At 35.5% G+C, this 12,976-nt stretch carries 9 protein-coding genes; 3 read left to right on the forward strand and 6 right to left on the reverse strand.

Features of this window, described 5'->3' with window-relative positions:
• Positions 1-116 precede the first annotated feature (116 nt).
• The 6 genes from SCB73_RS02845 to SCB73_RS02870 form a co-directional block, all read right to left on the reverse strand.
• Positions 117-1,454, reverse strand: coding sequence for an alpha-L-fucosidase (locus tag SCB73_RS02845; protein ID WP_320568647.1), 1,338 nt, complete (start codon positions 1,452-1,454; stop codon positions 117-119).
• A gap of 21 nt (positions 1,455-1,475) precedes the next feature.
• A complete protein-coding gene (gene galB, locus SCB73_RS02850; RefSeq protein WP_320568648.1) occupies positions 1,476-4,016 on the reverse strand; it encodes a beta-galactosidase GalB in 2,541 nt (846 codons plus the stop codon).
• A 22-nt stretch (positions 4,017-4,038) separates the two neighbouring features.
• Complete coding sequence (locus SCB73_RS02855) at positions 4,039-4,818, reverse strand: L-fucose dehydrogenase (RefSeq protein ID WP_320568649.1); 780 nt, start codon at positions 4,816-4,818, stop codon at positions 4,039-4,041.
• Positions 4,819-4,891: 73 nt separating this feature from the next.
• The gene (locus tag SCB73_RS02860; protein WP_320568650.1) at positions 4,892-5,719 is read right to left on the reverse strand and encodes an amidohydrolase family protein; all 828 of its coding nucleotides are present in this window, start codon (positions 5,717-5,719) and stop codon (positions 4,892-4,894) included.
• Positions 5,706-6,053 (reverse strand): L-rhamnose mutarotase, encoded by a 348-nt coding sequence (locus SCB73_RS02865; protein WP_320568651.1) that lies wholly within the window; start codon positions 6,051-6,053, stop codon positions 5,706-5,708. The genes SCB73_RS02860 and SCB73_RS02865 overlap by 14 nt, the downstream gene beginning before the upstream one ends.
• 357 nt (positions 6,054-6,410) lie before the next feature.
• Entirely contained in the window at positions 6,411-7,277 is an 867-nt protein-coding gene (locus tag SCB73_RS02870; protein WP_320568652.1) for an AraC family transcriptional regulator, read from the reverse strand.
• Positions 7,278-7,762: 485 nt separating this feature from the next.
• Between SCB73_RS02870 and SCB73_RS02875 the strand changes: the two genes are divergently transcribed.
• The 3 genes from SCB73_RS02875 (at position 7,763) to SCB73_RS02885 (ending at position 12,926) form a co-directional block, all read left to right on the forward strand.
• Positions 7,763-10,216, forward strand: a complete 2,454-nt coding sequence (locus SCB73_RS02875; protein ID WP_320568653.1) for a prolyl oligopeptidase family serine peptidase — start codon at positions 7,763-7,765, stop codon at positions 10,214-10,216.
• A gap of 219 nt (positions 10,217-10,435) precedes the next feature.
• Complete coding sequence (locus SCB73_RS02880; protein ID WP_320568654.1) at positions 10,436-11,443, forward strand: isoaspartyl peptidase/L-asparaginase family protein; 1,008 nt, start codon at positions 10,436-10,438, stop codon at positions 11,441-11,443.
• Positions 11,444-11,483: 40 nt separating this feature from the next.
• On the forward strand, positions 11,484-12,926 hold the full coding sequence (locus SCB73_RS02885; protein ID WP_320568655.1) for an alpha-L-fucosidase: 1,443 nt from the start codon (positions 11,484-11,486) through the stop codon (positions 12,924-12,926).
• The last annotated feature ends 50 nt before the right edge of the window (positions 12,927-12,976 follow it).

Genomic DNA, 12,976 nt, shown 5'->3' on the forward strand with positions numbered 1-12,976 from the left:
GTTTAAATTATTGAAACGCCTATAAGGCATTAGTTTTATTGGCTTTTATATGAAATCAATTCAAAAATTAGATGAAAAAATGCCATCCCCATCTAGGAAATGACATTTTAAAATTATTAGTTTGTCAGAAATCCTCCGTGACCTCTGTATAATTTAATCGGCGCATCCAAAGTAACTTTGATACAAGTCACATATTTATCGATTGCACTTTCTGGAAGATCGATATAAACCAAACCAGGAACTGCGCTCCATGAAATTTTTCCAACCACTTTATGCGTCAATTTTACATTTGAGCCTAAAACCGTAATATCTTGAATTTTATTATCAAGACCTTTCAACATTAATTGGCCTGAAGTTTTTCCGTGAACAAATAAATAAAGCGTTTTTGAATCTTTAGAAAGTGTTGTTGGCCCATAAAAATGTCCTTGCGGAATTCCAGGAATAGTTCCGAAAATTCCTTCTCCGTTTCTTCTGTTCCAATCTCCCAATTCTTTTAGAGTTGTTACTACTGTTTCTGGATACGTTCCGTCAGGCTTTGGCCCAATGTCAAGTAATAAATTCCCGCCATTTGAAACGGCATCTACAAAAATCGTTACAATTTCGTAAGGTGTTTTCCAATTGTTGTCACTCACGCGGTAACCCCAGTTTTCGTTCATCGTCATGCACAATTCCCACCATTTGAAGGCTGGTCGTACTACAGGGAAATTTTGTTCTGGCGTATCATAATCTCCATAACCTTGCAAACGTCCGTTGATAATCGTATTCGGATTTCTGTCCAGCATCATTTTACGAGTTTTTTCAGCTTGCCATTCTTCTGCACTATGTTCCCAGTCGCCATCAAACCACCATAAATCTGGATTATACCAATCTGAAATTTCTTTGATTTGACCTTGGTAGAATTTTTGAAAACGTTCCCAACGTGCTGGCTCTTTCTTAATATCGTAACGTGCTTTATCTTTCAAAAAACCAGGATAATCATTATGCGTCCAATCGATTAATGAAAAATAAGCCCCGCACTTTACATCTCTTTTGCGCAATTCTTCAAAAAATGGCTTAATCATATCTTTTTTTGCTGCACAAGTTTTTACTGAACTCAATTTTCCCAATTTAGTATCATACATCGCAACTCCATCGTGATGTTTGGTCGTGATTACAGCATATTTTGCACCAGAATCTTTGATCATATCTGCCCAGGCTGCAGGATCATATTTACTTAAAGTGTAACTTTTTTGTTGTTTCATATAATCTTCAACCGAGATTTTTCCGTTGTGAAAACTCCACGATTCAGAAACATCCGCAACTGAATAAATTCCAGCGTGAATGAAGATTCCTAGTTTCGCATCCTCAAACCATTTCATTTTTTCAGCAATATCTTTTGCTTCAATTTTGTTTTGCGAATAGCCTGCGATCGTAGTTCCAATTACTAAAATCGCTAAGATTATCTTTTTGGTCATTTTTTTGTTTTTATGTAGTTATTATTTAATCCAGATTGTTGTTGCAGTTGCTTGCAAACCTTCACTTTCTGCTTTTACGGTAAATTGTCCTTTTTGATCTTTTTTGGCTTTGACAATTACTAAAACTTTTCCGTTGTAAGCTGGTCTTTCTTTACTTTGAAAAGGCACAAAACTTGTTGCGTCTCCGTTATCAGTTGCCACAATTTCGCCTGCTCCTTCTATTGAAAATTTGACTAACGGGTTTGAACGAGGAACAACTAAACCATTTTTATCAGTAACATCAACCGTTACAAAAACCAAATCAACATCATCTGCATATACCGCTTTTCGATCAGCTGATATATCTAGCTTTGTGGGAGTTCCTGTTGTTTTTACAATATCTGTTGCCCAAATTTTTCCATTTTTATAGCAAATAACTTTTAGTTCGCCTGGTTTATAAATAACATCGTCCCATGTTAAACGGAAATCCACACCTTTAGTCATTTTCTTTCTTCCAAGACTTTTTCCATTTAGGAACAATTCACCTTCATCTCCCGAAGTATAAACATGAACAGGAACTACTTGACCTGTACGTTCGCTCCAATTCCAATGTGGTAAAATATGAGCAGTTGGCACGTCAGGCCTCCAATGTGATTTGTAGCTGTAATATCTATCTTTTGGAAAACCGGCTAAATCAATAATGCCAAAATAACTGCTTCTTGATGGCGGATTGTTTTTTTGCAATTCTGCCAATTTTGCCTCTAATTCTTTCTGTTTAGATGGATCTGTTCTAAAATTCAGCAAATTCGTTTCATCTGAATTATATGGTGTTGGCTCTCCCAAATAATCAAAACCGGTCCAAACATATTCTCCCAATAAATGAGGATATTTTGCATTGGTACGGAACTGCATATCTGGCGAACAACCCCAACCCGGAAAAGCATCATCATAAGATGAAATCTGCCAAGTGGTTTTATTGTATTTATCATCAAAGAAATATTCATCACGAGAACTTACCGTTGAAGCGGTTTCACTTCCAATCGTTGGTTTTTTAGCATATCTCGGATCGATATCCCATTTTGGTTGTTGATCAAAAAAGTAATTCACTCCCATTATATCCAATGCTATAGCCGCACCCGAACTTCTTCCGCCATCTGGATCGTTATATCCATTTGAAACTGGACGCGTTGGGTCTTCTCTGCGCATAATATCGGCAAGTTCTTTTGTCAACTTAACATTTTGCTGATCCGGAACTTCATTTCCAATTGACCAAATAAATACCGAAGGATTATTTCTGTCTCTGTGAACCAAAGCCATCAAATCCTTTTCATGCCATTGATCAAAAATCACATTATAATCCAATTTCTTTTTTCCGATTTTCCAGGCGTCAAAAGCTTCATCCCAAACTAAAAATCCCATTTTATCTGCCAATTCCAATAATTCTGGAGCTGGAGGATTGTGAGACGTACGCAACGAATTGCATCCCATTTCTTTCAGCATCAACAATTGTCTTTTCAATGCCGAAGTATTAATTGCGGCACCCAAAGCACCTAAATCATGATGATTGCAGGTACCGAAAATCTCAACTCTTTTCCCGTTTAAAAGAAATCCGTTTCGCGGTGTAAATTCAATTGTTCGAATACCAAAAGGCGTATTGTAAGTATCAACTACTTTTCCGTCAACGCTTACTTTAGTTTGGGCAACATAACGATTTGGTGTTTTCAAATCCCATAATTTAGGATTGTTCAAAATCGAATGTGCTTCTGATTCTTCCGTTGAATTTGGCTTGATTTCCAAAGTAGAAACAATTAACGAACCCGCTTTTATTGTAGGTTTATTATCAATATCCAACTCATACAAATCGGTAGTAACAACTGCTTTAACGGTTTTATTTGTTGCATTGTCCACTTTAACCAATACTTTGATTGCCGCTTCTTCTTTTGTGATATTTGGTGTGGTGATATAAGTTCCCCAATGACCAACATAAACCGGATTTGTTTTTACCAACCAAACATGACGATAAATCCCAGCTCCCGGATACCAACGAGAATCCCAGTTTTCAGTGTCCAGACGAACCGCCAAAACATTTTCTTCTCCAAATTTTAAAAATGGAGTCAAATTCATTCGGAAAGAATTATATCCGTACGGCCATGTCCCTACATAATTTCCATTCAAATAAATTTTGGCATTTGCCATAGCGCCATCAAAATCAACAAAAATCTGTTTTCCAGAATCTGAAGCCGGAACAGTAAAATGTTTTCTATACCAGCCAATTCCTTTCCATGGCAATTTTCCTGTTTCACCTCTAAGCTCAATTCTAAAAGGTCCTTTGATCGCCCAATCATGTGGCAGATTCAATTTTTCCCAATTGGATTCATTAGTTGAAATGGCTTCTAAATTCTTGGGCTCTTCTTTAATCAATCCGTCAGCTTGAAGTCCGAAACGCGAAAAAACCCAATTGTCATCAAAAGATTCAGTATCAACAGAACCCATTCTTTTAATTGCTTTTTGTTGCGAAAAACCAGAAAAACCAATCGTTAAACAGAAAATTAACGCGAAATAATTACGTAATGAAAACATCATTTTGCTCCTAATTTTTGATTAATTAAAGCGAACGATCCAAATGTGTATAACCCCCATCTACGTGAATCAGCTGTCCTGTAGTGTGGCTTGATCTATTAGACAATAAGAATACTGTCATATTAGCGATTTCTTCGGCAGTTGTCATTCGGTTTTCAAACGGAATTTTCGCTGTAATTTCTTTTAATTTTTGCTCCGGATTCTCAAGCGTATTAATCCATGCCTCATATAATGGCGTATAGCATTCGGCTACAATTACGGCATTTACACGTATTCCGTATTTTAGCAATTCAACAGACCACTCGCGAGTCAATGCGTTGCGTCCTCCGTTTGAAGCAGCATAGGCCGATGTATTTCCTTGTCCGGTATCAGCCGTTTTTGAACCAATATTTACAATCGCCCCTTTTGTTTTTTTCAACTCAGGCAATGCATATTGCGCCATCAAATAATAATGCACGAGATTTTTATGAATTGAAGCCATGAATTTTTCATAATCGCCGCTTTCCAAACCAACGCCGTCATTTACTCCGGCATTATTAACCAATCCGTCGATTCTTCCGCATAATGCAACAACTTGATCGACTGCATCTTTACAAGCTTCAGGGTTTGTAAGCTCCGCAGAAACCGCTAATGCTCTTCCTCCTTCAGATTCGATTTCTCTGATTGCCTTTTCATTATCAGCATTACTTCTTCCCACAATTACCGGAATTGCACCTTCTCCTGCTAAGACTTTGCAGATTCCAAGTCCAATTCCTTTTGCTCCGCCGGTTACAATAATTATTTTATCAGTAAGGTTAAGATTCATTTTGTATGCTATTTTAGTTAGATAGTTTTTTGATTGCAAATACATTTGAACTCACAATCACGGTCGTTTTTTTTTATAAATGATAAAAATTGATGGCGTTTTTGCTCCAAAATTTATCTTGATCTATTTTTGAAAATTTCGAAAAATAGTCTTCTACAATTTCACACGATTCAGCATATGAAGCGGCCAGCAAACTCACTGGCCAATCGCTGCCAAACATTAAACGGTCAATTCCAAAAACCTCAGTAACCACATCTAAACAATGTGTAAAGTCTGTTTTGGTCCAGTTGTTCCAATCGGCTTCTGTTACCAAGCCTGATATCTTGCACATTACGTTTGGAAATTTTGCAATTGCTCGAATTCCGTTTTCCCAATCGGTGAATTCTTTGTTTTTAAAATCTGGTTTTGCCAAATGATCCATAACAAATTTTTGCTCCGGAAAATTTGACACAAGTTTTGCGGCATTTTCCAAATGTTTCGGAAAAATCACAATATCATAGGTGAAATTATGTTTTGCTAATTGCGAAATTCCATTTTGGAATTTTGGTTGCAACATAAAATCAAGATCTGCCTCAGCCTGGATAATATGCCTGAAGCCTTTCAACTTTTCGAATTTAACACAATATTCCAAACGCTCCGCAATAGTATCGGAACACAAATCTATCCAGCCTACAACTCCCTTTATGAAAGGATTTTCTTTTGCTAAATCCAGCAAAAAAAGTGTTTCTTCCTCACTTTGATCAGCCTGAACGGCTACACAACCTCCAAACTGATTTTCAAATAATATGGGTTCCAAATCAGCAGGCAAAAAATCGCGCTTGATTACCTTCATTTCATCAGTAATCCAAGCGTCCTTTACTGGCTCATATTTCCAGAAATGTTGGTGACTATCGATTTTCATGTAGATCAAATATTTTTTCCATCATCACCCATTTTTCGCCTTCTTTTGCCCATGGCAAAGCTTTTTGGTATTTCCACATCAATTCTTCCCATTTTTGAACAACAGGATTATTGGCATCCATTTCACCTTTTCTTTCAAAAGTAAAAGTCTCATTGGCTTCGATAATCATAAACATTCGGTTTCCAACACAATAAATCTCAAGATTCTCAATTCCCGAATTGGTAATGCTTTCTGTTATTTCTGGCCAGATTTTTTCATGATATTTCTTGTACTCCGCCATCAAAACCGGATCTTCATGTAAATCTAATGCCAGACAATATTTTTGAGTTACCATAGTATTATAAAATTTTAAGGTTGAAACCTAAAATTACTGATTATCGTTTCTTTATTTATGTACAAGTTATTAACTAAATCGTTTTATAATTTGAACAGCCATTTATTGTAATCTTAAAAAAATAAAATTATTGCATTACAATCTTTTATTTTAGCTCAAAATTATCATTAATTAAGCATTTATTATCTTTTTAATAAATCCTACAAAAAGACCAGTTTTCGTCGCGCTTTTTTGTAATAAATTACGAGATAAAAAAAAATACTCCTTTATAAAAGGAAATCCTCAAAATGCAGATTTTAATTTTAGACAAAATCTAATGCTAGTTTTTTAATAAAATTGCAATATAGAAGCTGTAGCTTATACCAAAGCATTTTTGCGATACTCTTTGGGAGTAGTACCTATTAATTTCTTGAAAAGTTTATTGAAGTTTGATGCCGTTTTGTAGCCGCATTCATAAGCGATTTCAGAAATACCCAAATCGGTTTCAATCAAATATTTGCAGGCATTTGAAACTCTAATTTCATTTAAATATTCTACAAAAGGCTTTTTAGTTTTAGCTTTGAACATTCTGCAGAAAGAAGTTGGTGTCAAATTAGCGATTTTTGAAATTTCATCAAGTGAGATTTCTTCTTTGTAATTTGATTTTACATATTTAAAGACTTCAGCAAGACGATCACTTTTATTATCCTCGTTAACTGGCACATATGAATTATCATTAATATATCTCAAATCTTTGCTTTTTGACAAAAGAAATAAAATTTCAAGAAGTCCCATTACGACTTCAAAACCTTTCTTTTTGAGTAGTTTACTCATTTTTTTTGCGATCAAAGCGTTGGTTTCTCCTGTAATAGCAACTCCTTTTATTGCTTGGGCGAAAAACTTTTTGACTTCCTGCGCTTCTGGCAATTCATAAAAAGAGTTCCCAAAAAGATCTCGGCTAAAATAAATTACAATCGCTTTTGCTTTAAGGCTATTAATTCCTTTATAAAAAATTTCATCGTTGAGCCAAACATGCGGTATATCATCTCCAAGGAAAACCATATCGCCAGGCTGAAAAGATTCTACCGAATTTCCAATAATTCTTTTGCCGTGGCTTTCTAATATATAAACCAATTCAAATTCTGGATGTGAATGAAAAGGCGATTGGAAAAACGACTCTTCACGAGAGAATACAGATAACGATGTATTTGTATAAGAAGCGATAGTAGTTTTAACGATTTTCATTTTCCGAATAATAATGATAATTAATAATTAAATAATGATAAAATTGAATTAATTAATAAATTGATTTAGATATAATTTTAATTTACCCTAAAAACAAAAATAATATAAAAATACATTCCACAATACTAAATCGTTTTAATAAGATAAAAAAATCAAAAAAAAGTTGTTTTTGCCCCTTGTTTTAATTTAAAAAATCATCTTATTTCTTGTATCTAAAACCCCAAAAACAAAGGAAATAAGGTCTAAATTAAAATAAAAATTGAATCGTTTTTTTGAAAAAAATTACAGAATTGAATTAATAAGTGATTTCTCGATAAATACAGATCTCGATTAATAAACCAATCTTATAAATAACGTTTTTAACAAAAATTAAAGGCGTTTTTAAAAACCTACAATCGTTCCTTTTTTATTCTAAAACTTAAAAATTATTTAACGATAGTTTAATTGGAAAAACAGGGACATAAAAACTAAAACTAAAAAAACAAATGAAAAAAGAACTCTTAATTTTCCTGATTGCTCTCAGTACAAATTTGACTGCACAAACTAAAACTACGGGAAATGTTGTGGAATATTTTGGTAAAGAAAAAATAGAAACAACTGCCGAAGGAAGTGTTTTGCATCAATTCACCGAAGGTTATTTTCTACCGGCCGACAAAAAAAGCGGTACACTTTTCAACGGACAAGATCCGGTGGCTTGGCAATATGCAACGGGAAAATTTGTTAATCCAAACAAGCAAAAAGGAGATTGGCAAACTATTAAAGTAGATTCAGTTGGCGTTTTCAGTGGCAAAGATTTGAGATCTGCTTTTCTTTTTACAGAATACAATTCGCCTAAAGAGCAAATCGTGCTTCTGGAAACTACAGGCGGAACGCGCACTTACATAAATGGAATGCCTCATGAAGGAGATCATTATGATTTTGGATATACTTTGATTCCGTTTAAACTTCGAAAAGGAACAAACGAATTTGTATATACAAAAGGACGTTTTGGGCGTGTAAAATCAAAAATTATTGTTCTTTCAAAAAATATTCAGTTCACTAAACGCGACTTGACGCTTCCGGATGTCATCAATGGAGAAAAAGACGAAAAATGGGCTTCAGCTCGTGTCATCAATGCAACTGAAAAGGATTTAAAAGATCTTAAAATTACGGCAAAATTATCTAGCGGAGAAACCGCATCATACAATACTGACGCCATTATGCCGATGTTTGTGAGAAAAGTAAAATTCAAAGTTCCAGCCGCAAAAAAAGAATTTAGTGGCGAGCTAAAATTAGAACTTACGCTAATTGACAAAAGCGGAAAAATATTGGACAAAACAGAATTTCCTATTCAGCAGCGCTCTGCTACAGTTCATCACGAACGTACTTTTCTAAGCAAAGTTGACAACAGCGTACAATATTATAGCATTGCTCCTGCTTTAGGAACCGGACCAAAAGCCTTGGTTTTATCGGTTCACGGCGCTTCTGTAGAAGCCAGAAATCAGTCGCGTGCTTATAAACAAAAAGATTGGGCAACTATCGTTGCGGCAACAAACCGTCGCCCTTTTGGATTCAACTGGGAAGACTGGGGAAGAATCGACGCTTTGGAAGTTTTGGAAGAAGCCAAAAAAGTATTCCAAACAATTCCCGAACAAACCTATTTAACAGGTCATTCTATGGGTGGCCACGGAACTTGGTTTTTAGGAACTACATATCCTGGAAAATTTGCTGCAATTGCGCCATGTGCTTCTTATCCTGATATTTCGACTTACGGATTTGACAAAGGAGATGAAATGCATGACATGTTCAAAGCTTATGAACCTATCAAACGTTCTGCAAATTCGGGACGTGTAAAAAGTCTTGTCCAAAATTTAAAACAAGACGGAGTGTATATTCTTCATGGCGACGCCGATTCGACTGTTCCGATTTCACAAGTGCGCGAAATGCGTCAGATTTTGGGAACTTTTCATCCAAATTTTTGCTATTACGAATATCCTGGTGGCGAACATTGGTACGGCGATCATTCTGTAGATTGGTTCCCGATTTTTGAATTTTTCAAACGCCAAACCATTCCAGCAAATAAAAATGTGAAAGAAATTGATTTCTATACGGCAACTCCAGCAGTTTCTTCAACAGATTATTGGATCAAATTGCAACAACAAATTCGTGCCTTTGATTTTTCAAATATTAATGCCAAAATTGACAAAGAAACAATTACTGTTAAAACTAAAAATGCTTCAATACTAGAATTGGATTTGCCTTCATTGGAAATAAACAAAGAAATCACAATCAACATTGACGATCAAATTCTGAAAACTGCTTCAGACAAAAAAGCCATTTTAGCTTTAAAAAATAGCAAATGGGCATTAATCAACGAAATTAATACTGTCGAAAAATATGCTGCACGTCAAGGCGGTTTTAAATTTGCTTTTGACAATAATGTTGTTTTTGTTTATGCGACAGGCGGTTCTGCTTTGGAAAAAGAATGGTACCAAAACAGAGCGCGATTTGATGCAGAAACTTTTTATTACAGAGGAAACGGAAGCATCGATGTTATTACAGATAAAGAATTTTCATTGGAAAAATACAAAGACAGAAATGTGATTATCTACGGAAATGCTTCGAACAATACCGCATGGAAATTGTTGCTGAAAAATTCTCCAATCCAAATTGACAATCAGCAAGTAAAAATTGACAACAAAATATTAAAAGGAGATGATTTGGCCGCATATTTTGTTGTACCAAGATCCGACAGCAAAACCGCAATGGTTGGCGTTGTTTCTGGAACTTCTGAAAAAGGAATGAAAGCGACTTGGGCTAACAATTACATTTCAGGAATTACAGGCTTTCCTGACGTAATGATTTTCAAAACCGACTTGCTCTTAAATGGTTTGCCAGATATGAAAGTAACCGGTTTCTTTGATAACGATTGGTCTGCCAAAACTTTAGAGTTTTTCTAATTAGAATAAAAAAATAAATTTAGAATAAGCAGTTGCGTTAATTTTACTAATACGATTTAGTATTTCAATAAAAACACTTATTTTTAGCAAAAAAAGGCAGAGAATCAAACTGATAGCGGTATTCTCACAGAAAAAGCAATCTTTTTGAAATTGTGCTATTTACAACCAAAAAACAAACTACTTTCTGATTGAATTCAGTCAGATTAAATAAACAAAGACATGACAAATCGTAGAAATTTTTTAAAAACAACTGCAATCGCATCGGCTGCTGTTGTATTGAATTCTTTCACCGGAAATGCGGAAGAACTTAAAGAGGAACAAAATGAACTTCCAGAAGGAAAAGTTAGAAAACCAATAGTACTTTCAACTTGGCGTTTTGGCCTTCAGGCAAATGAAGCGGCATGGGAAATATTAAAAAACGGCGGTCGAGCTTTAGATGCCGTAGAAGCTGGCGTAAAAGTTCCAGAAGCTGATCCAAAAGAAAGAAGCGTTGGTTACGGCGGAAGACCAGATCGTGACGGACGCGTGACTTTAGATGCCTGCATCATGGACGAAATGTCTAATATTGGTTCTGTAGGTTGTCTTGAACATATTAAACATCCAATATCTGTAGCTCGTGCCGTAATGGAAAAAACGCCTCACGTGATGCTGGTTGGCGATGGAGCGCTTCAATTTGCTTTGTCGCAAGGTTTTCAAAAAGAAAATTTATTAGTTCCCGATTCTGAAAGAGAATGGAAAGAATGGCTAAAAACTTCAGAATATAAGCCAATTGCCAATATCGAAAATCATGATACGATTGGAATGATCGCTTTGGATGCAGCCGGAAATCTTTCGGGTGCATGTACAACAAGCGGAATGGCTTTCAAAATGCACGGCCGTCTTGGAGATTCTCCTATTATTGGTGCCGGTTTATATGTAGATAACGAAATTGGTGCAGCAACGGCAACCGGACATGGAGAAGAAGTAATTCGAATTGCGGGATGCCATTTGGTTGTAGAATTGATGCGTCAGGGAAGATCTCCTCAAAAAGCTTGTGAAGAAGCCGTTCAACGCGTAGTAAAACTGATGAAAAACAGAAACAAAAATCTAAAAGATATTCAGGTAGGCTTTATTGCTTTGAACAAAAAAGGAGATTACGGTTCGTATTGCGTACAGAGTGGTTTTAACTATGCTGTTTATGACGAAACTGGAAACCGATTAATTGATCCTGATTTTTACATTAAGTAATCAAATCGGCAACATCAATAAAGACTTAACCAAAAACAAAATGAAAAATAAATTCAAATTATTATATACTGCATTTGTCTTGGCGGGTTCACTTTCTGTTCACGCGCAAGGCGATTTCAGTATGGAAGCAAATAAATCAGAAGAAGCTGGTTATGTATGGACAAAAGACCCGCAAGTAAAAGCCAATCTTGACAAATGGCAAGGCTATAAATTTGGAGTTCTAATCCACATGGGACTTTACACGCAATTGGGAACGGTTGAATCTTGGGGATTAGCTCCTGAAGATTGGGTAACTAGAGATGGTTACGATGATTACTTCAAATATGCTACTGATTACAGAAATACAAAATTCAAATTAAATCCAACTAATTTGAATTCTGAAAAATGGGCTAAAATGTTCAAAAATGCAGGAGCAAAATACATGATTTTTACTTCGAAGCATCATGACGGATTTTGTATGTACGATTCAAAATTTACCGATTTTAAAATCACAAATCCAGAATTGCCTTATGCGAAAAATCCAAAAGCTGATGTATTAAAAGATGTTTTAGATGCTTCAAGAAAAGAAGGACTGGCTGTTGGTGTTTATTTCTCAAAACCAGACTGGACTACTGAAAATTTCTGGTGGTCGTATTATCCGCCAAAAGATAGAAATCCGACGTATGATATCAAAAAATTTCCAGATCGGTGGAAAAGCTATGTTCAGTACACTCAAAATCAGTTGAATGAATTAACTACCAATTACGGAAAAGTAGATATTCTTTGGCTTGATGGATGCTGGGTTCGACCACTTTCAACAATAAATAAAAAGGTTGAAGAATTTTGCAAATATCCATACGATATGGATATCGACATGAAACATATTGCCGAAACTGCCCGTAAAAAACAACCGGGAATGCTTGTTGTAGATCGTTGGGTTCCGAGCGAATATGAGAATTATTTGACTCCAGAACAAAAAACTCCAGAAAAACCATTGACAGTGCCTTGGGAAAGTTGTATTACGCTGGGTGGTGCTTGGGGCTGGGTGCCAAATGATCATTACAAATCATCAAAAGAAGTTATTCAGCTGATGACTAATATTGTGGTAAAAGGCGGCAATTTATTATTAGGAGTTGGACCCGATGCTAAAGGAGAATTTGACCCAAAAATCGAAACTACTTTGGCTAATGTCGGAAAATGGCTTTCTGCAAATGGAGAAGCGATTTATGATACCAAACCTGCCGCTCCTTATTTAGACGGAAAAGTGGGTTATACACAAAAAGGAAATGCGATTTACGGAATTTATATGCCGGCGAAAGATGAAAAAGAATTGCCAGCAGAAATTACCATCAAAACGAATTTAAAAAATCCGAAAGTTGTTTTATTGGCTAGCAAACAAAAATTGAGCAGCAAAAAAACTACTGACGGAATTATTATCAGTATTCCGCAAAAACTTAGAACTTCTTTGGTAAATTCGGAGGCGGTTGTCTTTAAAGTAAATTAAAGAAACTCTAAAAAAACGACACAACATTACTGACCAATAAACCACAATTA

Origin of the sequence: Flavobacterium sp. KACC 22761 (assembly GCF_034058155.1) — a bacterium.
Classification (GTDB): Bacteria; Bacteroidota; Bacteroidia; order Flavobacteriales; family Flavobacteriaceae; genus Flavobacterium.